This window comes from Pseudarthrobacter equi (assembly GCF_900105535.1).
Lineage (GTDB): Bacteria > Actinomycetota > Actinomycetes > Actinomycetales > Micrococcaceae > Arthrobacter > Arthrobacter equi.
Genome location: NZ_LT629779.1, coordinates 3,845,581 through 3,866,118, shown reverse-complemented (window position 1 = coordinate 3,866,118; position 20,538 = coordinate 3,845,581). Strand labels below are relative to the sequence as shown.

Here is a 20,538-nt window from a genome sequence, read left to right as displayed (position 1 = left end):
GCAACCACGCACTGTAACGAAGAACGTACATAAACAGAACAGGTACCTGACGTGACAACTGCAACGCTTTCCCTGTCCGAACTGACCACGGCGGCTACCGACGCCGCCCGTACGTCGGCAGCAGCTTCCGACGCCGAGAGGGCGGGCTGGCTGAATGCGGTGGCCGACGCCCTGGACGCGAACGCCGCGGAACTGGTGGAGATCGCCGATTCCGAGACCAGCCTGGGCGCTGCCCGGCTGGCCGGGGAGGTGGCCCGCACCACCGGCCAGCTGCGCCTGTTTGCGCGCGTCATCACCGAGGGCTCCTACCTCGAAGCGATCATCGACCACGCGGACCCGTCCTCCACCCCGCCAAAGCCCGACTTGCGCCGCATCCTGAAGCCCATTGGCCCGGTGGCTGTGTTCTCGGCGTCGAACTTCCCGTTCGCCTTCTCCGTTGCCGGCGGCGACACAGCCTCGGCCCTGGCTGTTGGCTGCTCCGTCATCGTCAAGGCCCACTCCGGCCACGTGCGGCTTTCGGAGCGGACGGCGGAAATTGTCGCTGACGCGCTCCGTGGCGCCGGCGCACCGGAAGGCCTCTTCGCCCTGGTCAGCGGCCGGGAAATGGGGACGGCACTGGTGCAGGACCCTGCCATCAAGGCGGTCGGGTTCACAGGCTCCATCCCGGGCGGCCGGGCACTGTTCGACCTCGCGACGTCCCGCCCGGAGCCCATTCCGTTCTACGGCGAGCTCGGCAGCCTCAACCCGGTGGTCATCACGGCCGCCGCACTGAAGGAACGGGCAGGTGAACTCGCCACCGGGCTGGCAGGCTCCTTCACCCTGGGCGCCGGACAGTTCTGCACCAAGCCGGGCCTGGTGTTCATCCCGGCCGGGACGTCCTTCGCCGCGGACGTGGCCGAGGCCAGCAAGGACAAGCCGGCCCACGGCATGCTCACCAGGCGCATCGCCGAGGCCTACCCCGATGGCCTGCGCAGCTTTGCGTCGGTGGACGGCGTGGACGTGGTGGGCGGCACCGTGGACCAGGACGCTGCGGCCAACGGTGCGGCGCCGGTGGTCTTTTCCACCACTGCCGCGAAGGTGCTGGAACGCCCGGAGCAGCTGCTGGAGGAGTGCTTCGGCCCCACCACCATGCTCATCGAGTACACGGACCAGGCAGAACTGTCAGAGGTCCTGGCCAAGGTACCGGGCAGCCTGACCGCCACACTCCACGCCCAGCCCGGTGAGGAGATCGGTGCCCTCGTGGAGCAGCTGTCCGGTCTCGCCGGCCGGGTCCTGTTCGAAGGCTGGCCCACCGGCGTTGCCGTGAACTGGGCGCAGCAGCACGGCGGCCCGTACCCGGCCACCACGTCCCTGTTCACCTCGGTGGGCGCGACGGCGGTCCGCCGCTTCCAGCGCCCCGTCGCCTACCAGGACGCCCCGGAAACGGTGCTCCACCCCGCCTTGCGCGAGGACAACCCGCTGGGCATTCCGCGCCGCGTGGACGGCGAACTGGTACTTCCCTGAAACGCCCGCTCACTTGATGGCGGTATAACCGAAACGCCCGCTCACCGGGGGCCGTCTTAGCGGCCACTAGTGAGCGGGCGTTTGGGGTTTAAGCGCATGATGTGAGCGCGCGTCTGCCCTTACAGCTGCAGTGTCGCGGGCCGGTCCAGCCCGTTCACGGTGGTGGCGGGCCAGCGGGGATCGACAGTCAGGACCTGGAGCCCGTTCTCGGTGAGCTGCACAGTGTCCTCGATCTTGACGCCCGGGCCGGAAGGGTTCCACGTGAAGGCCTGGCCGGGAACCACAGTGTCCGTGGCTGCGGCGGTGACCCGGGGATCGCGGCCTGCGTAGCCGGCCGGGCCGCCCTGGTGGTGCTGTTCCCACTGGTCGGCGCCGAAGCCGTGCCGGGTGTAGGCGGCCTGGATCTCGGTGAAGATGCGGTCCAGCCGGGCGCCGGGAACCGTCGCGTCGAAAATGTCGGCTTCAACTGCCGCGATGCGGGACTCGGCGTCGCGCTCTTCCGGTGTTCCGGCGTCGAATCTTACCCAGCGGGTGATGTTGGCAACCAGGCCGTCGCGGCGGGCGCAAATGACCGCCATGGCACGGCGGCCCAGCGGCGCGTGCGTGGCCAGCGGGTGCCGGAACTCGCTGCGGCCGCTGCCGTTGCACAGCAGCACCAGGGGCTCAGCGCCCACGGAAACCACCCGGGCCGCCAGCGCCGACGCCAGCTCGAACTCCGTGGTCTCCGGCCGTGCCGAGGACAGCACATCGGTCATGATGGCGGCGACGTCGGCGCTCAGCCGGGCGTAGCGGGCGCTCTCGGCCGGGAGCAACTGCTGGCGCGCCGCCCGCAGCTCGGTGGCGGCGTCGGCTTCGGCCAGGAGGGATCCGCCGGGGACGCTTCCGACGGCGGCCGCGGCCTGGTGGAGGTTTCCGTACCAGGGCACGCTGTGGAGGGCCACGCCTTCGGGCAGTTCTTCTGCGGCGATGCGTCCGGCTTCGTTGTTGAAGGTCACGAGGTGGTCGCCGGAGCGGTCCACCAGCAGCGCGGCGATGGGATCGCCGGCGAGGCTGATGTGGACGCGGCTGCCGTCCAGGTACCAGGTCAGGGCGGTGTGAGTGGTGAGGAGCAGGGCGTCCTTGCCCGAGGCGTCCAGGATGTCCAGCACCCGCCGGCGCTTCACCGCGCGGTCCCGGACCGAGGCCGGGGCGATGCGGACAGCCTGCGGCGGTGCAGCTGTTGTCTGGGTCATGAGAGGTCCCCCTGTTGAGTGATCAGTGCTTCGATGTCGTTTGTGCCCAGGATGCCGTCGGCCACCAGGACGGAAATGCTCCGGCGCACGGGGCTGCCGGGTTCTGCGATAACAGGCGAGTCCCAGGCGAGGGACTGGCCCACTCCGGGGTAGCCGTCCACCCGGACAAACCAGGGGTCGGTGGAGGATTCCGGGGCAAAGAACACGAGCGTGGCGTCGCTGGCCCGCTCCGTTCCTGCACCGAAGGATCCCGTCCAGGCAAGCCACCGGGACACCGTGCCGTGGACCCCTGCTTCACCGGTCCCGGCCGGTGACCAGACCTTTGCGCCACCGCATTCCGGGAGCCGCCAGAAGAATCCGCCGTACCCGCCCTCGAAGCGGCCGTTGGAACCCGGGCTGCCCAGGCTGACCGGCTGGTCTCCGGCGGGGGAGAGGGCGAAGTCGAGGGTCAGGCGCCAGGCCGACGCGTTGACGCCGGACCAGCTCCAGCGGCGTTCCTCCACGAGGATCGGGCCGCCGTCGGGCCCGTTCCAGGTCAGTAGTTCCTCAAGGCGGCCATCCTGCCCGGCATCAGTGCCGGTGACGGCGATGCTGCCGTGGTCTGGCCGCCAAACGTACTGCCCGGCTTCACGGGTGTAGGTGCGGCCGCCCCAGAAGTTGATGCCGTCCACATCCTGCAGGGCCACGCCGGCGCCAAGGTGCCACACGTGGTCCAACGGCTGGTGGTCCGTGACCACGGTCCCGGCCAGGGTGCGGACGGGGTGCAGGTAGGGGCGCGGCGAGGAGACGGCGCGGATGTGGCTGCCGTCCTGGTAGTCGGCCACGGGGTGCCCGTCCACCGTCAGCGTCCGGACGGGCGGAAGCTGCCGCGCCCAGGGAACGCCGAGTTCGGCGAACGTGGCCTGAGCCTTGGCGGCGCGGTCGAAGAGGTCCACGACGCCGTGCACCACGGGGTGGGCGTCGTCGCCTTCGCCCTCCCAGGTGATGTGCGCGGAATCAATCGGCTCCGGCGCCGGCGACGTGCGGATGGCTTCGAGGACCGAGGTGAAGGCGCCCGTGTCCGCCACCGCGGACAGGAGCGGGGCTCCGGTTGAGCGGGCCTCGAGCAGGTTTTCCAACAGGTCGGTGCGGCCGTACTTCTCCCGGCGCTCGCCGTCGGGCGTGCTGACCACTACCTCGTCCTCGGTGTAGAAGAACGTGATCTCGCCGCGGGTACCGTGGACGGAGACGGACGGGTTTACCTGCTCCGGAGCGCACAGGGTGAGGGTGCACAGCAGCGTGGTGCCGTGGGCGGTTCGGACCCGGATCACCGACGTATCGTCGCTCTCGGTGTCATGCGCGCGGTAGAGGTCTGTTTCCACGGAGGCCACATCGGCCAGCGTGTGCGCCCCGGCCATGTGCAGGGCGGTGGCTACGGCGTGGGCCAGCGCGTTGGTGGCTACACCGTCCACCACGTCGATGCCGTCCAGGCTGCGTTTGCCGGCCCACCGGGACCGCTTGAAGTAGGCCTTGGTCCGCACCCACTGGCCGCTGGCGCTGAGGCCCAGCACCTCCCCGATGCCGCCGGACTCCACGAGGTTCCTGATGGCCGGGAGGGCATGCGACCCCAGGCTCTGGAAGCCCACCTGGACCAGCCGGCCCGAGGACTCTGCCGCGGCCAGAACGTCATTGAACTGGGCCATTGACGCTACGGGAGGCTTCTCCACGTACACATCCAGCCCGGCTGCGAGGGCGGCGGTGGCCAGCGGCGCGTGGGTCTGGATAGGGGTGGCGAGGATGACAATGTCTGCGCGCGCTTCGGCAGTTGTCTGCGCTGCGAGGAGGCTGTTGAGGTCCGGGAAGACGGCCACCGTGTCCTTGAGCCGGCCGGGCGCCGGCGGGTTGGGATCGGCGACGGCCACGAGCTCCAGTGCCCCTGCCTCTTCCAGCCGGGCCAGGTTGGCAAGGTGGCGTTCGCCGAAGCCGTGGACGCCCACCAGGGCAATGCGGGGGACTGCGGTGCCGGCAGCGGCACGGTCCTCGGGGCGGCTGCCCGGTTCCGCGGTGGCGGAGTGCGAAATCATCAAAGGGTCCTTGTGGGGTTGGGGTGGTCAGGAGGCGGGTGACGCTGCAAGGGCAAGGGACGCGGCCAGGAATCCGATGGCTTCATCCTGCATGGCCGCAGTGAAGACGTGCCCGCCGGGCCAGAAACTTCCGGTGTAGCGGCCGCCGCCGTTCAGTGCTTCAAGGGTTCGGTGGGCCTGGCGCATGCCGTCCTCAGGGAAGAGTTCGTCGGCCAGCGCGTACTGCACCAGGAACCGGGCGGCGGAGCCGCCCGTGAGTTCCGGCCAGTCGCCCAGCTTCCACAGGCCCGGAGTCTGCAGCAGCCAGGAGTGGGCGTCCAGGTAGGCGGGCAGCAGGGATTCGAAGGTGGTCATCATGCAGGTCACCACCGAGGCGCGGATGCGGGGACTCAGGGCGGCGAGGGCCAGGGACCGGCCGCCGCCGCCGGAGAAGCCTACGCAGCCCAGGCGGTCCGCGTCGACGCCGGGCAGGTGGGCGAGGATGTCCAGGGCGGCAAGGTCGTCGTGGGCCACCATGCCGGCCAGGCTGGTGCCCAGCAGTCCGGCGGTCTTGGCCACGGTGTCCTCGTGGAACCCGGCTGCCGCGTTGTAGTGGTCCGCTTCGGAAGGTACGACGCCGTCCTGCCGCCATTGCGCTTGCCGCGCCTCCAGTGCGGAGGCGGTGCGCCACGGCGGGGTTGAGAGGTCGAAGCGGCGGCTGCCCCAGGCAAAGGAGTCATGGGCCAGCACGGCGAAACCCTGGCGGGCGGTCTCGGAGGCAAGTGACCGGCCGTCGTAGTGGCCCGCGCGGGCTGCAGCAGCGGACGGGTGGCTGTCAGGAAGGTCCATCAGCCGGTCCGCCCCGCCGAACTTGTTGCCGCCGTGGCAGTGCAGGGCCAGGACGCCCGGCAGGGTCTCCGTACTTCCGGCCGGACGTGCCAGCCAGCCAGTGGTCCGCGGGCCGAAGCCCAACTGCCAGCTGAGCTGGGAGGTGGTGACGTCGTCGTGCGTTACCTCCCAGTGCACCGTGACGTCCGGCCGGCCGGATGCGCCGGGGACGCCCAGCGCGTCTGCCAGGCCCTGCGCGGCGGGAGTGGCGGCGGTGTACCGCGGATGATTGCGGACATAGGCAGGCCAGTCCTCATGGCCGGCAATGGCGCTGGGCCTGGATTCCTTTGTATCGGCTGCCACTGGCCTGCCTCCTGTCTGCTGAAATGCCGTGGGGTGAAGAAGAACCGGCCGCGGTCGGGCTGACCGCGGCCGGTACCGGGCTTAGCCCAGGTTCGAGTTGACCTCGCTGATGACGCCCTTCGCCGCATCCTGCGGTGAAATCTTTCCGAAGAGTACATCGGTGTTGTATCGGTTCAAAACTTCCAGCGTGGAAGAGGAACCTGCCGGGAACGGCTTGGGCGGCTGAACGTTCAGCTCGGCAACCCGGTCCAGGTACGCGGCTTCCTTTTGCTGGGTTTCCTTCAGCAGGGGAGTGATGCCGGCCTTCAGTTCGGTGTTGGCCGGCATGCCGCGGTCGCTCTTGATCTTGCTGGCGGCGTCCATGTTGTTCACCAGGTAGTTGATGAACAGCGCAGCTTCCTTGGACTGGGCCGACTTGGCCGAGATGGCGTATTCCATGGAGGACCGCAGCCAGGTGCCCGGCTGCTTGCTCTCGCCGGGCAGCTTCACCATGGTCAGGGGAGCACCCGAGTATGAGGTCATCTGGTTGCTCCACGAGACTTTCATGGCCTGCTTGCCTTGGCCCATAAGCGTCAGTTCCGGCTGTGCGGAGCCGTCCTCGACGGTCTGCGAAGCCGAAGGTGCGCCGCCGGTTTCCATGAGTTTCTTGTTGAACTCGAACCACTTGGCGAGGGTGCCCTCGCTGATGCCCATCTTCTTGCCGTCATCCGTGTACAGCTCTTCGCCGCTTTGGCGTGCCCATACTGCTACGAACGAATCGTTGGACATCGGCGTGGTGCCGAAGGTGCCGGCCGGCGAGTTCTTGCTGATTTTGGCAGCGATATCGACGTAGTCGTCCCAAGTCCAAGTCTCGTCGTCCGGCAGCGGTACGCCTGCGGCTTCGAACACCGTGGGATCCAGGACCATGGACATGGCGTTCACGCCTGCGGTGATGGTGTACTGCTTGCCATCGAGCTGGCCTAGTTCCACGGTGCCGTCGGCAAACTTCGACGTGTCGATCTGGTCCTTGACCTTGTCGAGGTCCAGCAGCACTCCGCGGGACGCGTACTCGCTCGGGTAGGAACCGCTCATGGCAAAGACGTCCGGGGTGGTGCCGCCGGCAATCTGGGTGGCCATCTTGTCCCAGTAGGAGCTGAACTCGGTGTTCTCGCCCTGCACCTTGATGGTGGGGTTGGCCGCTTCGAAGTCCTTGATGACTTCAAGGGTGGTCTTCGCGCGGGAATCGTTGCCCCACCAGGCGAAGCGGATGGTCACCGGATCCTCCGCCGTACCCACCTTTGCGGCCTGCGGACTGCTGCCGCAGCCCGTCAGCGCCAAGGCCAGGACCGCCGTTGCCGCAGCAACCCCCATTACTGTCTTCTTCCGACGAAACCTCATTGTCCTGCCCCTCAGGTGGTGTTCTACAGTTGAGTGATGCCCATTACAGAAAACGCTTTCTCAAAAACTAACAAAGGGCTATACAGGAGTCAAGAAACCGTTTACTTTGGTACGGAGCCGCTTTTTCATTCAGCACCACCTGCGGCCGGTCCCAGCCGATTTCCAAGCCGGCGCCGGGACGGCGCGGGGAGCTGACACTCATCGCCCAGGCGATGACCACACCGTGGAGGCCACGATGACCAAAGGAGACCACATGGCCGTAAAGCACATACCCAGGGCACTGTGCCCGGCAGGAATGCCGGGTGCGGCGGGCCTGACGCCCGGAGCGGGGGAGCAGCAGTGAGCGCTATTAGCGAACTGAGTTCCATCAGCCGGCGGAAGGGCAAGGCCACTGCCGAGGAGAAGAAGGCCAACGGCCGGGATAACAAGGCCGCCTATATTTTCCTGTTGCCGTGGTTGGTGGGCCTGGTTGCCATCACTATCGGCCCGATGTTGATGTCGTTGTATCTGTCCTTCACTGATTACAACCTGCTCCAGCCGCCGGAATGGACCGGGGCGGATAACTTCATCCGGATGCTTTCCGATGCGCGGTTGCATAACTCGTTGCGGGTGACGTTCACGTACGTGTTCGTGGGTGTTCCGCTGCAGTTGGCGGTGGCGCTCCTGATCGCGCTGGTGCTCGATAAGGGCCTGCGTGGTTTGCCGTTTTATCGTTCGGTGTTCTATTTGCCGTCCCTGCTGGGTGGTTCGGTGGCGGTGGCGATTCTCTGGAAGCAGATCTTCGGCACTACCGGCCTGGTGAACCAGGTTTTGGCGATGTTCGGTATTCAGGGTCCGGGCTGGATCTCTGATCCCGGTACCGCGCTGGGGTCGATCATCCTGTTGCACGTGTGGACGTTCGGTGCCCCGATGATCATTTTCCTGGCGGGCCTGCGGCAGATCCCGGTGATGTATTACGAGGCGGCCAGGGTGGATGGTGCTTCGACGCTTCAGCAGTTCTGGCGGATCACGATGCCGATGCTGAGCCCGATCATCTTCTTCAACCTTGTCCTGCAGATCATCGGTTCGTTCCAGTCGTTCACGCAGGCGTTCATCGTCTCGGGCGGCAACGGCGGCCCGTCGGATTCGACGATGTTCTTCACGCTGTACCTGTACCAGAAGGGCTTCGGCCAGTTCGACATGGGCTACGCATCCGCCATGGCGTGGGTCCTGCTGCTCATCATCGGTGTCTTCACCGCCATCAACTTCATCGCTTCTAAGTATTGGGTTTTCTATGACGACTAACCTGGAGACGCTGCCCGCCTCGGACAAGAAGTCCGCAGGATCCGGTAAGCCTACGAACCACCGCAAGCCCCGCGAGTCCCGCGGCACCCTGGCCTTCAGCCGGGCGCAGCGGACCAAGTCACTGATGAAGCACGCCGTCCTCATCCTCGCCGGCGGCCTGATGATCTACCCGCTGTTGTGGATGGTCGTCTCGTCCCTGCGGCCCAACGAACTGATCTTCCGCGAACCCGGGCTGTGGCTGAACAGCCTCGAGATGAGCAACTACACCTCCGGCTGGTCCGCGCTGACCCACCCGTTCGGCCACTACATGCTCAACTCGGCCATCGTGGTGATCGGGTCCATCCTGGGCAACCTGATCTCGTGCTCCATGGCCGCGTACGCGTTCGCCCGGCTGCAGTTCACCGGCAAGAAGCTGTTCTTCGGCATCATGCTGCTGACCATCATGCTCCCGTTCCACGTGGTCATCGTCCCGCAGTACATCCTGTTCTCGCAGATCGGCTGGGTGAACACCTTCTGGCCGCTGCTGGTCCCCAAACTGCTCGCAACGGACGCGTTCTTCGTGTTCCTGATGGTCCAGTTCATCCGCGGTATCCCCAAGGACCTGGACGAGGCAGCCCGCATCGACGGCGCCGGCCACCCGCGCATCTTCCTGCGCGTCATCCTGCCGCTGATGGTCCCGGCCCTGGCCACCACCACCATCTTCACGTTCATCTGGACCTGGAACGACTTCTTCGGCGCCCTGATCTACCTCACGGACCCGGACATGTTCACCGTCCCCGTGGCCCTGCGCGCCTTCGTGGACTCCCAGTCCGCCACCAGCTGGGGCTCACTGTTCGCCATGTCCATCGTGTCCCTGCTCCCGGTCTTCCTGGTCTTCCTCTTCGGCCAACGATTCCTCATCAAAGGCATCGCCACCACCGGCATCAAGTAACCGCACACGCTTCACGCACTACCCTGGAACGGCCCGTCCCCTGCGGCGGGCCGTTCCCCATTGCCGGGGCAACCCTCTATCAAATTGAGACAAAAGTTCTTGCCCGGACATCTTGTACTACAAGTTCGGCACTTGTAGCATTGCATCTAGAAAGCGTTTTCCCGGATCTGATTCCAGGCTTCCCGGAGGCGCCCTTCCGCTCGCATCACAGCACCTACGAGCATCATCCCCAGCACCACAGATCAACGAAGATCGGAGTACCCAGTGCCGCTATTTCCCCGTCCTGCAGCTGCCCGGCAGCCTGCAGAGACCCCTTCCTCCCGCCCGGCCCGCCGTTTCCGCAAGACGGGCGCCGTCGCAGCGGCAGCCGCCGTCGTCATGGCCCTCAGCGCCTGCGGCGGGGGATCCGCCCCGCAGAGTGCCGACGGAACGGTCGAGCTCCGGTTCTCCTGGTGGGGCGGCGACAAGCGCGCCCAGCTGACTCAGGAAGCCATCAAGCAGTTCGAAGCAGAGAACCCCAAGATCAAGATCAAGCCGGAGTTCGGCGACTGGAGCGGCTACTGGGACAAGCTGGCCACCCAGGTTGCCGCCAACGACGCACCGGACATCATCCAGATGGACGAAAAGTACATCACCGAATACTCCAGCCGCGGCGCGCTGCTGGACCTCTCCAAGTACGACATCGACACGTCCAAGCTGGACGAAGCCGCCCTCAACGCCGGCAAGGGCGACGACGGACTGACCGGCATTCCTGCCGGCATCAACGCCGCCACCATCCTGGCCAACCCCAAGGTGTTCGAAGCTGCCGGTGTTCCGCTGCCGGACGACTCCAAGTGGACCTGGGAAGACTTTGGCCGCATCGCCGCCGAGGTGACTGAGAAGTCGCCCAAGGGCACCTACGGAGCTGCCGCCTACGGCACTGACGAGGCTTCCCTGGGTGTCTGGCTCCGCCAGAACGGCAAGTCCCTGTACACCTCCGACGGCAAGCTCGGCTTCGAGCCAAGCGACATCAGCGAATGGTGGGCATTCCTGAAGGAGCTCAGCAAGAACAAGGCAGTGCCGTCGGCATCCGAGGTGGTTGAGGCCGAGGCAGCACCGCTGGACCAGAGCGGCCTGGCCACGGGCAAGAACGGGCTGGCATTCTGGTGGTCCAACCAGGCACCCGCCCTTGAAAAGGCATCCGGTGCGGACCTGAAGATCCTGCGGTTCCCCTCCAAGACCGGATCCTCCGCCGACGCCGGGCTTTGGTACAAGGCATCCCAGTTCTGGTCCGCATCTTCCCGGACCAAGCACCCTGAGGAAACTGCCAAGTTCATCAACTTCCTGGCCAACAACGTCAAGGCCGGCGAGACCCTCCTGGCAGACCGTGGCGTCTACCCCAACTCGGAAGTCCGCGCTGCGATCGAATCCAAGCTGACCCCGGCGGACGTGAAGGTGGTCAAGTTCATCGACCAGATCAAGGACGAACTCGGTGAGGCTCCGGCCCCGCCGCCGAAGGGTGCAGGCGCCATCCAGGAGATCATCAAGCGGTACACCTCCGAGGTGCTCTTCGAACGGCTGTCCACGGATGAAGCAGGCAAGAAGGCCGTCGACGAAATGAAGTCGGCCATCAGCAGCTAATCCCGCAGCGACCAGATTTCACGCCGCCAACACGGCTCTGGACAGCCTGGCAGGAAGCCTCCTCCGGCCAGGCGTCCGACGGCGGGTGGCAGCTCCGTCCCGGGAGGAACCTTTGGTTCCTCCCGGGACGGAGCTGTTTAAGGCGAGGCTGCTTAGTCCAAGTGCAGCCGCCGGGGTCTTTGCCTACGGGCGTCCATGACCAAAGTCTTCCAGCACCCACCGACATTTCCGGCGCCCCCAAAGCCCTATGTGGATAAAACCCGAAACAAGACTTTGCAGCCCGAAGTAGTGGCAACAGGGCCGTCCAGCAGGTGCTTTAAACCGGCACCGGAGTGGCTAAGGGTCCGGGACGTCGTCGTCCTGCTGCCTTTCTTCGCCGCCCGGCCAGAGAAGCTCGGCGACCGCTTCTGCGAGGGCTTGAATGACAGCCCCGACCGCATCCAGGAACATCGACATGCCGCCACGGTACGGCTGGAAGAGAACGCTGCCAAGAGTCGGTAGCGTCCAGAGCTGCGTCCCTGACCCTCACGAAAGCAAAACGGCGGCGCCCAAGGAGGCGCCGCCGTCGTACGTATGTAAAGCGAACGCGCCTAGCCCTCCCTGATCACCGCGATGCTGCCCGCCGGAACGGAGCCGCCAAAGGGCTCCCCGGTCAGCAAATCGGTGCCGGTGGCGAAAACGGCGGCGGAGGAGCGGGTGTGGTTGATGGCGAACAGGAAGCCCTGCCCGTCGTCCGAGCGCCGACGGACCAGCTCAACGCCGGCGTCAGCTGAGGCAAGAGGGGAGACGCCCGATTCGGCCAGCAGCCTGTCCACCAGTGCATCGATGCCGTCGCGGTCGGGGAACGTGGCAAGGTACCAGGCGGCACCGCTGCCCACGGACCGGCGGGTCAGGGCCGGGACGCCCTCCAGCGGAAACTCCGTGAAAGCCTGAACCGCTTCGGCGCCGGCCAGGTGAACGTGTTCGCTCCACACCGAAGAGACGGTGCCGTCGTCGAGCTTCAGCTGCGATCCGGCCAGCAGCGGATGGAACTCCTCGACCCGCACGCCCAGAAGGTCCCGGAAAGCTCCCGGATACCCGCCCAGCCGGATGTGGTCGTGCGCGTCCGCGATCCCGCTGAAGTAACTGACCAGGACCGTGGCGCCGGCGGCGGCTGCCGCGGCGATGTTGGCGGCATCGGCGTCGGATACGGCGTAGAGCGTGCAGACGAGCACCAGGTCATAGCCCTCCAGCGGCGCCGACGGGTGGACGATGTCCACGGAGACGCCCTTCAGGAACAGCGACCGGTGGAACGCCCGCAGCAGGTCCAGGTACTTCACGTCGATGCTCGGCTTCGAATCGATCTCGCTGGCCCACCACGCCTCGTAATCGAACACGATGGCCGCCCTGGATTCCACCCGGGAACCGCGGACCGGTTCGAGCAGCTTCAGCGCCGCCCCCAGGTCCACCACCTCGCGCCACACGCGCGTGTCCCGGCCGCCGTGCGGCACCATCGCGGAGTGGAACTTTTCGGACCCCGCGAAGCTCTGCCGCCACTGGAAGAACATCACGGCGTCCGCGCCGCGGCCCACATGCGCCAGCGAGTTCCGGAGCATTTCGCCGGGCATCTTCGGCTGGTTGCGGGGCTGCCAGTTGACGGCCGACGTCGAGTGTTCCATCAGGATCCACGGGTCACCGCCCGCAATGCCCCGGGTCAGGTCCGCGCTGAACGCGAGTTCAATGTGCCGTTCGGGGTCGGCGGCCACGAGGTAGTGGTCGTTGGCGATGACGTCCAGGTCCTTGGCCCAGCTGAAGTAGTCCATGGACTTCGTGGCGCTGGAGGCCATGAGGTTGGTGGTGCAGGGAACGCCCGGGGTCACCTCGCGGAGCACGGCCACGAGCTCGCGGTAGTAGTCCATCAGCGCCCAGGAATTGAAACGCTGGAAGTCCAGCTGCTGCCCGGGGTTCAGCGTGCTGGGGGCAACCGAGGGCGGCAGGATCTCTTCGAACGACGCGTAGTTCTGGCTCCAGAATGCGGTGCCCCAGGACGCGTTGAGCCCGCCGATGGTGCCGTAGCGCCGTTCCAACCAGCTTCGGAACGCGGCTGCGTCCTCTGCGCCGTAGAATTCGGAAATATGGCAACCCAGCTCGTTGTCCACATGCCAGAGAGCCAGCGCCGGATGGTCCTTGTAGCGTTCGGCGAGGACCCGCGTGATGCCCGTGGCGTAGCGCCGGTAGGCGGCCGACGACGGCGTGTAGTGCCGCCGTGAGCCCGGTCCCAGCACGGTTCCGTCAGCCGTGACGGGCAGGATTTCCGGATGCTTGCGGACCAGCCACGCCGGGGGAGCGGCGGTTGCGGTGGCGAGGGCAACCTTGACGCCGATGCCCGCAAGGTTGTCCAGCACCTCATCAAGCCAGCCGAAGTCGTACTGGCCCTCAACCGGTTCCAGCAGCGCCCAGGAGAAGATCCCCACGCTCAGGAAGTTCACTCCGGCTTCCTGCATCAGCTCGAGGTCCTCCAGCCGGACGCTCACGGGCCACTGCTCGGGGTTGTAGTCGCCGCCGAATCCAAGGCCTTCGACGTTGCTCCAAACACTTGCCGGACCGTTAATTTCCTGCGTTGCCATGGGACTCCTATGTCTGCTGAACCAGTGGAACGGGATGGGAAAACCTGTGGATTGGAAAACGCTTGCCCAATTCCCGGAATGCCGATATTGTATCGTTTCAGAAGCCGTGTAAGCCAGCTCACTACTTACGTTGTAGATGAGATTAGGGATTGCACACATTGAGCAAGGAGGCTCCCGTGATCAACAGAAGGCATTTCCTTACAACCGTAGCCGTCGGCACCGCATCTGCCGGCGTACTGGCGGCCTGCGGAACCGGATCCAGCACCTCAGGACAGACCGGTTCGGCGGACAACCCCGTTACCATCAACTACACCTGGTGGGGCAACGACGACCGTGCCGAGCGCACCCGCAAGGCCATTGCCCTGTTCGAATCGAAGAACCCGGACATCAAGGTCAACGGCAACTTCACAGACTTCGCCGGCTACTGGCAGAAGCGTGCCACCGAAGCTGCCGGCGGCGGCCTGCCCGACGTCATGCAGTGGGACCTTTCCTACCTGCGCGATTACGGCCAGCGCAACCAGCTGCTGGACCTGGGCACGGTCAAGATCAACACCGATGCCTTCGAAAAGTCGCTGCTGCCTTCCGGCCAGATCAAGGGCAAGACCTACGGCATCCCCACCAGCACCAATGCCTTTGCCGTCTACTACGATCCCGCCAAGCTGGCCTCCCTGGGCATCGCTGAACCGGACGGAAGCTGGACCTACAAGGAATTCAACACCTTCCTCACCGAGGTGGGCAGCAAGAGCAAGGGCGCCCTCTTCGGCGGCACCGACTACACGGGCGTCTGGTGGATGTTCAACGTCTGGCTGCGGCAGAACAACATCGAGGCCTTCACCGCCGACGGCAAGCTCGGCTTCAGCAAGGACGACCTGAAGAAGTGGTGGAACCTCACCGCTGATCTTCGCGGCACCCCGGCGATCGTCTCCGAAGAGCGCGTCACCCAGCTGGCCCCGAAGTCGCCGTTCGGCTCCAATGTCACCGCCACCGAAGTCACCTGGGACAACTTCATGGCCGGCTACCTCGGCGACAGCGGTGCGAAGGAACTCAAGCTTGTTCCCGTCCCGTCGGACGATGCGGACAACCTGGGCCTGTTCCTGAAGCCCTCCATGCTGATGGTGGCCAGCGCCAAGACCAAGTTCAAGGACGCCGCCGCCCGCTTCATCGACTTCATGGTCAATGACCCCGAGGTGGGCCAGATCTTCAAGACCTCCCGCGGCGTGCCTGCATCCAAGACGCAGCGTGACGGCACCACCTTCGAAGGTACGGACAAGGTCGTCGTCGACTACGAAACGTCCATCTCGCAGTACCTCAAGGACGCTCCCGAGCCGCCCATCGTCGGCTTTGGCACGCTGGAGACTTCCTTCAAGCGCATCGCCTCGGACCTGAACTACGGCAAGCTGGACATCAACGGTGCCACCGATGCCTGGTTCAAGGAAGCCGAAGACCTTATCAAGCAGAACGCCTGATACAGGCTTCACAACTGACGGACTGAACTCGTGACTCAAAGCCCAACCCTGAGCAGGCGTTCGACGCCATCCGGTCCTGCCCCGCTTCGCAAGTCGAGGCGGGGCGGGGTGGATGCCCGCGCCGGCTACACTTTCCTGCTGCCCTGGCTGCTGGGATTCATCGCGCTCACTGTTGGGCCGATGATTTCCTCGCTCTACCTGTCCTTCACCAACTACAACCTCTTCGAACCGCCCAAGTGGATCGGGCTGGATAACTACATCACCCTGTTCCAGGACGAACGGTTTCTGCAGTCCGTCGGCGTGACCGTGGGCTACGTGGTCTTCGGTACTCCGCTCAAGCTCGCCGCCGCGCTGGCGGTAGCGATGCTGCTCAACAGCAAGCGCCGTGGCCAGGGCTTCTACCGCTCCGCGTTCTACGCCCCCTCGCTGATCGGCGCTTCGGTATCGATCGCGATCGTGTGGAAAGCGATGTTCGGCGATTCGGGCCCGGTGGACCAGGGCCTGTCCTTCTTCGGGATCAACCTCGGCGGCTGGGTGGGCAACCCCACCATGACCATGCCGATGTTTATCCTGCTCACGGTGTGGCAGTTCGGTGCACCCATGGTCATCTTCCTCGCCGGGCTCAAGCAGATCCCGAACGAACTCTACGAGGCAGCGTCGATGGATGGTGCCGGGCCGGTACGGAAGTTCTTCAACATCACCTGGCCCATGCTCTCCCCGGTGATCTTCTTCAACCTGCTGATGGAAACCATCCACGCCTTCCAGATCTTCGCTTCGGCGTTCATCATCTCCAACGGTGAAGGCGGCCCGGCCGGTTCCACCCTCTTCTACACCCTCTACCTGTACCTGCGCGGCTTCAGCGATTTCCGGATGGGCTATGCCTCGGCAATGGCCTGGCTGCTGGTGATCGTGGTGGGCATCATTACCCTGATCTTCTTCAAAACGTCCAAGTCCTGGGTCCACTACAGCGGTGATTCGAAATGACAACCATGGCAACGCCTACCAAGTCCGCACCGGACGCCGGCACGCCGGTGTACAACCCGAAATCCGAGTCCGTCGGCGCTAAGCGGGCCAAGAGCACCGTCTTCCACATCGTTGCCCTCATCCTGACCGGCATCGTGCTGTACCCGGGGTTGTGGATGATCGCCTCGGCGTTCAAGCCGAACTCCGAAATCGGCGGCGGAAACACCTCGCTGTGGTCAGAGAACTTCAGCTTCGATAACTTCGTCACCGCTCTGGACGGCATCGGCGGGGTGTCCACGATGCAGTTCTTCACCAACTCGCTGATCCTGGCCCTCGGTGCGGTGGTGGGCACCATCCTCTCCGCGTCCGTCTCGGCCTACGCGTTCGCCCGGATCAAGTTCCCGGGCCGGAGCGTGTTCTTCGGCATGATGATCGCCACGCTCCTGCTGCCCTTCCATGTGGTCATCATTCCGCAGTACATCATCTTCCAGCAGCTGGGCCTGGTGGATACGTACATCCCGCTGCTGATCGGCAAGTTCCTCGCCGCCGACGCGTTCTTTGTGTTCCTCATGGTCCAGTTCATGCGCGGCCTGCCCGCAGAGCTTGACGAAGCGGCACGGATCGACGGCGCCGGACACGTGCGGATCTTTGGCTCCATCATGCTGCCACTGATGAAACCGGCCCTGATCTCCACCTCGATCTTCTCCTTCATCTGGAGCTGGAACGACTTCCTCGGCCCGCTGCTCTACCTCAACACTCCGGAAAAATACCCGCTGCCCCTCGCGCTGCGGCTCTTCCAGGACCAGACCCAGTCCTCTGACTACGGCGCCATGATCGCCATGTCAGTCCTGGCCCTGCTCCCCGTGCTGATCTTCTTCCTGATCTTCCAGCGCTACATTGTTGAAGGCGTCTCCACCCAGGGCCTCAAGGGCTAACGGGACAAGGGAGCACGAAGGAAATGAGCATCATGGACCGCACCACACCCGCATCGAACCACCACGAACCCATTCCGGTGAACCGGTTCGCCCTGTTCTCCGAAACCCTCCTGGCAGGGGTACTGGTGCTGGTGCTGTCCGTGCCCCTGGTGACGATCCCCGCGGCCTACGCGGCGGGGATCGCCCACCTGGAGCGGCACCTCGACGGCCGCGACGATTCCGTCCGCAGCCTGTGGGGGACTTTCAAGGCTGCCCTGCCCGGCAGCTGGAAACTTGGCGGGCTGACGGCCGGAGCCGCCGTCGTCATCGTCATGAACCTGCTGCTGGCATGGGTGGGCCAGCTGCCCGGCCGCGAAGTGGTGCTCCCTGCCACCCTGGTCCTGGCGGCCGGCGGCGCCATCCTGCTGCTGCGTACTGCCGCGGCGTGGTCCGATTTCCCGGGTGACCGCTCGGAGGCGAAGGAGCGGTGGACGTCCGCGCTGGAAACGGGCCGCGCGTTGTTCCTCAGGGACTGGTCCGGCTCGGCCCTGCTCGCCGCCGCACTGTTCGGCGCCGCAGTGTTCGTCTGGATGCTCGTGGCGCTCTTCGTGGTGGTTCCGGGCACCCTGATCCTCGCCTCGGCGGCCGTCAAGATCCGCTCCGCCCGCCACACCTGACCCGCCCCCGGCTCAACCGCTTCACTACACCTTCCGTCCCACAACCGAGTTGAGTCAGACGTGCCTTCCGACCGCCCGAATTCCGAGCAGTCCGTCCACCTTTCCCACGACAGCCAGCCGCGGTGGTACCAGCCGCTGACCAGGCACAACTACAGGCTCTTTCTGGGCATGCAGGTAGCGGGCAGCGTAGGCGTCTGGATGCAGCGCCTCGCCCAGGACTGGATGGTCCTGCAGCTCACAGGCAGTCCCGCGGCCGTAGGTGTCGCCGTCGCCCTCCAGTTCCTCCCCATGCTGATTGTGGGGCCGTTGTCCGGGCTGGTGGTGGACCTGTTCCCCAAGCGCCGGATCATGATGGTGTGCCAGTCCGTGATCGTGGTCCTTGCCCTGGGCCTTGCCGCGTGGGTGGCCAGCGGAACCATCACCGTGTGGGCTGTGTACGCGAGCTGCGTCGCCCTGGGCATTACCTCCGCCATCGACGGCCCCGCCCGCCAGGTGTTCGTCAACGAAGTGGTGGGTGACGCGGCCCTGCGTCCAGCCATCGGTCTCAACAATGCCCTCAGCCAGCTCGGTGCCATGGCAGGGCCCGCCCTCAGCGGGGTGTTGATCGCCCAGGCCGGCCCCGCCGCAGCCTTCGCCGCGAACGCCGCCATTGGCGTGCTGGTCCTTGGCCTGATCGCCGCCATCCGTACGGCTGAGCTGTTTCCCGGCATTCCCGCTGCCAGGGGCCGCGGACAGCTGCTGGCCGGCTTCGCATACGTCCGGGAGCGGCCCCGGCTGTTGTTCCTCATCCTGCTCGCGGGCCTGCTGGGCGCCTTCGGCATGAACGGGCCGGTAGTCCTGGCAGCCTTCGCGGAGCGGGTGTGGCACAACGGCGTGGAAGGCTTCGGCCTTTTCAACACCGTCAGTGCCGTAGGCGCGCTTGCCGGTGCCCTGATCGCGGCCCGGCTCCGGAACATGGGCAGGCGCGGGATTGTGGCCGCGGCCGGCCTGTTCGGACTGTCCCAACTGGTGGCAGCCCTCATGCCCACGCTCCCGCTGTTCATCGCCATGCTGGTGGTGGTGGGACTCATGACGCTCCTGTTCCTGACGAGTGCGGCCACAGCCGTCCAGCTCGAAGCCGGCCCCGCCATCCGCGGCCGGGTGATGGCCCTGTACCTGCCGCTGTTGCTGGGAGGGCATGCCCTGGGCGGCCTTCTGGCCGGGTGGCTGACCGAACAGTTTGGCGTCCGCACCGGACTGGTGGTTACGGGTGCCCTGGGCATGCTGTCCGCAGCTGCCATCGGCTTCCTGCTGTGGCGGCACGGCAGGGCTGCGAAGGCCCGGGGAGCCGGGTTGACGGAGTCCTGAGCAGTCCTTGACGCGTGCGCTGGATCACACCTACGCTGTGGGAAACCGGTTTCTATCTGGTACCAGCATCCCGACGCCAAAGGACAGACGATGATGTTTCGCGCCCGAAAGCCCCTGCTGCCCAAAGCTGCCGCCGCGGCGGCTGTCCTCGCGCTGACGCTGACGGGCTGCGGAGGCTCGCCGCAGGCTTCGGACGGCCCGGTGACCCTGCGCTTCAGCTGGTGGGGCTCGGATACCCGGCATAAGATGACCGAAAAGCTGATCGAGGCGTTCGAGGCCGAGAACCCCAACATCAAGGTCAAGGGGGAATACGGCGACTGGAGCGGCTATTGGGACAAGCTGGCCACCCAGGTGGCATCGCAGGATGCCCCGGACATCATCCAGATGGACGCCGCGTACCTCGGCGAGTACTCCGGGCGCGGCGCACTGCTGGAGCTTAAGGACGTTGACCTTTCCAAGTTTGACCAGCCTGTGGCCGATTCCGGCAAGGTGGAGGGCAAGCAGTACGCCGTGACCAGCGGCGTCAACGCCATGGTGGTGATGGCGAACCCGGCCTTGGTGTCTGCCAGCGGCGTGGCACTTCCCGATGACAAGACCTGGACCTGGGACCAGCTGGACAGCACGGCTGCGGCGATCACCCAGGCCAGTGGCGGGAAGGTGTACGGCACGGGCCAGGTCAATTCCGACGCCGCGGCCAACCTGTGGTTCCGGCAGCACGGCAAATCCCTCTTCACCGGCGACGGCAAGCTCGGGTTCGATGAGTCGGACCTGGCCGAATGGTACGAATACCAGGCCAGGATGCGGGATTCCAAGGCCGTCCCGCCGGCATCGGTGATCACCGAAGACGCCACCGCCTCGATTGACCAGCAGGGTCTGTCCACGGGCAAGTTCGCCATGAACATGTACTGGTCCAACCAGCTGGGCGCCCTGAGCAAGGCCTCCGGGCAGGACCTGGAAATCCGCCGGCCGCCGAGCGTGGACGGCAAGGCGGCGGATGCCCAGCAGTTCTATAAGTCGTCCATGTTCTGGTCCGCCAGTTCACGGACCAAGCACCCCGCTGAGGCGCAGAAGTTCATTGACTTCGTGACCAACAACGCCAAGGCGGGGGAGATCGGGCTGGCTGACCGTGGCATTCCCGCAAACTCGGATATCCGTGCTGCGGTGGTCTCCAAGCTGACCCCGGCTGATGCCAAGACGGCGAAGTTCATCGACGAGATCTCCAGCGAACTGGGCGGTGCCGTTCCGGTTCCGCCGGCCGGAGGAAGCGCCGCGGTGGAGGCACTGACCCGCTACTCCCTGGAAGTGCACTTCAACAGGCTCTCCCCGCAGGAGGCCGCGAAGAAGGCCCTGGACGAAGCGAAGAGCGCGCTGCTCTGACCGGTTTC

Annotated in this window: 16 protein-coding genes; 11 read left to right on the top strand and 5 right to left on the bottom strand. The window is 65.6% G+C overall.

Annotated elements, in window-relative coordinates:
- Positions 1 to 51 precede the first annotated feature (51 nt).
- Positions 52 to 1,503, top strand: coding sequence for an aldehyde dehydrogenase (NADP(+)) (locus tag BLT71_RS17600; protein ID WP_091722887.1), 1,452 nt, complete (start codon positions 52 to 54; stop codon positions 1,501 to 1,503).
- A gap of 119 nt (positions 1,504 to 1,622) precedes the next feature.
- Here BLT71_RS17600 and BLT71_RS17595 read toward each other — a convergent pair whose 3' ends face one another.
- The 4 genes from BLT71_RS17595 to BLT71_RS17580 all read right to left on the bottom strand — a co-directional run bounded on the left by BLT71_RS17595 (position 1,623) and on the right by BLT71_RS17580 (position 7,318).
- Positions 1,623 to 2,735 carry a M24 family metallopeptidase gene (locus tag BLT71_RS17595; protein WP_091722884.1) on the bottom strand — a complete coding sequence of 371 codons (1,113 nt, stop codon included), beginning with the start codon at positions 2,733 to 2,735 and terminating at the stop codon, positions 1,623 to 1,625.
- On the bottom strand, positions 2,732 to 4,798 hold the full coding sequence (locus BLT71_RS17590) for a DUF6807 family protein (RefSeq protein WP_172830002.1): 2,067 nt from the start codon (positions 4,796 to 4,798) through the stop codon (positions 2,732 to 2,734). The genes BLT71_RS17595 and BLT71_RS17590 overlap by 4 nt, the downstream gene beginning before the upstream one ends.
- Before the next feature lie 27 nt (positions 4,799 to 4,825).
- Entirely contained in the window at positions 4,826 to 5,968 is a 1,143-nt protein-coding gene (locus BLT71_RS17585; protein ID WP_091722881.1) for an acetylxylan esterase, read from the bottom strand.
- Positions 5,969 to 6,049: 81 nt separating this feature from the next.
- A complete protein-coding gene (locus BLT71_RS17580) occupies positions 6,050 to 7,318 on the bottom strand; it encodes an ABC transporter substrate-binding protein (RefSeq protein WP_091722878.1) in 1,269 nt (422 codons plus the stop codon).
- A 366-nt stretch (positions 7,319 to 7,684) separates the two neighbouring features.
- Between BLT71_RS17580 and BLT71_RS17570 the strand changes: the two genes are divergently transcribed.
- From BLT71_RS17570 to BLT71_RS20445, 4 genes are all read left to right on the top strand, one after another.
- Positions 7,685 to 8,629 carry a carbohydrate ABC transporter permease gene (locus BLT71_RS17570; protein WP_091722873.1) on the top strand — a complete coding sequence of 315 codons (945 nt, stop codon included), beginning with the start codon at positions 7,685 to 7,687 and terminating at the stop codon, positions 8,627 to 8,629.
- On the top strand, positions 8,619 to 9,560 hold the full coding sequence (locus BLT71_RS17565) for a carbohydrate ABC transporter permease (protein ID WP_091722871.1): 942 nt from the start codon (positions 8,619 to 8,621) through the stop codon (positions 9,558 to 9,560). The genes BLT71_RS17570 and BLT71_RS17565 overlap by 11 nt, the downstream gene beginning before the upstream one ends.
- A 264-nt stretch (positions 9,561 to 9,824) precedes the next feature.
- Positions 9,825 to 11,180, top strand: coding sequence for an ABC transporter substrate-binding protein (locus BLT71_RS17560; protein ID WP_091722868.1), 1,356 nt, complete (start codon positions 9,825 to 9,827; stop codon positions 11,178 to 11,180).
- Between the two features lie 195 nt (positions 11,181 to 11,375).
- Positions 11,376 to 11,681, top strand: coding sequence for a hypothetical protein (locus tag BLT71_RS20445; protein ID WP_157693499.1), 306 nt, complete (start codon positions 11,376 to 11,378; stop codon positions 11,679 to 11,681).
- 89 nt (positions 11,682 to 11,770) lie between these two features.
- Here the strand turns inward: BLT71_RS20445 and BLT71_RS17555 are convergent, their stop codons facing one another.
- Positions 11,771 to 13,786: a beta-galactosidase gene (locus BLT71_RS17555; protein WP_091722866.1), complete on the bottom strand. Its 2,016-nt coding sequence runs from the start codon at positions 13,784 to 13,786 to the stop codon at positions 11,771 to 11,773.
- 176 nt (positions 13,787 to 13,962) lie between these two features.
- On the opposite strand from BLT71_RS17555, the gene BLT71_RS17550 reads away from it, so the two are divergent.
- The 6 genes from BLT71_RS17550 to BLT71_RS17525 all read left to right on the top strand — a co-directional run bounded on the left by BLT71_RS17550 (position 13,963) and on the right by BLT71_RS17525 (position 20,530).
- Entirely contained in the window at positions 13,963 to 15,252 is a 1,290-nt protein-coding gene (locus tag BLT71_RS17550) for an ABC transporter substrate-binding protein (protein ID WP_091722863.1), read from the top strand.
- A gap of 30 nt (positions 15,253 to 15,282) precedes the next feature.
- Complete coding sequence (locus BLT71_RS17545) at positions 15,283 to 16,236, top strand: carbohydrate ABC transporter permease (RefSeq protein ID WP_091722860.1); 954 nt, start codon at positions 15,283 to 15,285, stop codon at positions 16,234 to 16,236.
- Positions 16,233 to 17,150: a carbohydrate ABC transporter permease gene (locus BLT71_RS17540; RefSeq protein ID WP_091722858.1), complete on the top strand. Its 918-nt coding sequence runs from the start codon at positions 16,233 to 16,235 to the stop codon at positions 17,148 to 17,150. Before BLT71_RS17545 ends, BLT71_RS17540 begins: the two co-directional genes overlap by 4 nt.
- A 23-nt stretch (positions 17,151 to 17,173) precedes the next feature.
- On the top strand, positions 17,174 to 17,806 hold the full coding sequence (locus BLT71_RS17535) for a Poxvirus protein I5 (protein ID WP_091722855.1): 633 nt from the start codon (positions 17,174 to 17,176) through the stop codon (positions 17,804 to 17,806).
- 60 nt (positions 17,807 to 17,866) lie between these two features.
- Positions 17,867 to 19,153, top strand: a complete 1,287-nt coding sequence (locus BLT71_RS17530) for an MFS transporter (RefSeq protein ID WP_091722853.1) — start codon at positions 17,867 to 17,869, stop codon at positions 19,151 to 19,153.
- A 90-nt stretch (positions 19,154 to 19,243) separates the two neighbouring features.
- Positions 19,244 to 20,530, top strand: a complete 1,287-nt coding sequence (locus BLT71_RS17525; RefSeq protein ID WP_091722851.1) for an ABC transporter substrate-binding protein — start codon at positions 19,244 to 19,246, stop codon at positions 20,528 to 20,530.
- Positions 20,531 to 20,538 lie beyond the last annotated feature (8 nt).

Coding starts and splice junctions, on each gene's coding strand:
- BLT71_RS17595 (WP_091722884.1), bottom strand. CDS start 2,735: ATGACCCAGACAACAGCTGCACCGCCGCAGGCTGTCCGCATCGCCCCG.
- BLT71_RS17590 (WP_172830002.1), bottom strand. CDS start 4,798: ATGATTTCGCACTCCGCCACCGCGGAACCGGGCAGCCGCCCCGAGGAC.
- BLT71_RS17580 (WP_091722878.1), bottom strand. CDS start 7,318: ATGGGGGTTGCTGCGGCAACGGCGGTCCTGGCCTTGGCGCTGACGGGC.
- BLT71_RS17565 (WP_091722871.1), top strand. CDS start 8,619: ATGACGACTAACCTGGAGACGCTGCCCGCCTCGGACAAGAAGTCCGCA.
- BLT71_RS20445 (WP_157693499.1), top strand. CDS start 11,376: ATGACCAAAGTCTTCCAGCACCCACCGACATTTCCGGCGCCCCCAAAG.
- BLT71_RS17555 (WP_091722866.1), bottom strand. CDS start 13,786: ATGGCAACGCAGGAAATTAACGGTCCGGCAAGTGTTTGGAGCAACGTC.
- BLT71_RS17540 (WP_091722858.1), top strand. CDS start 16,233: ATGACAACCATGGCAACGCCTACCAAGTCCGCACCGGACGCCGGCACG.
- BLT71_RS17535 (WP_091722855.1), top strand. CDS start 17,174: ATGAGCATCATGGACCGCACCACACCCGCATCGAACCACCACGAACCC.
- BLT71_RS17525 (WP_091722851.1), top strand. CDS start 19,244: ATGATGTTTCGCGCCCGAAAGCCCCTGCTGCCCAAAGCTGCCGCCGCG.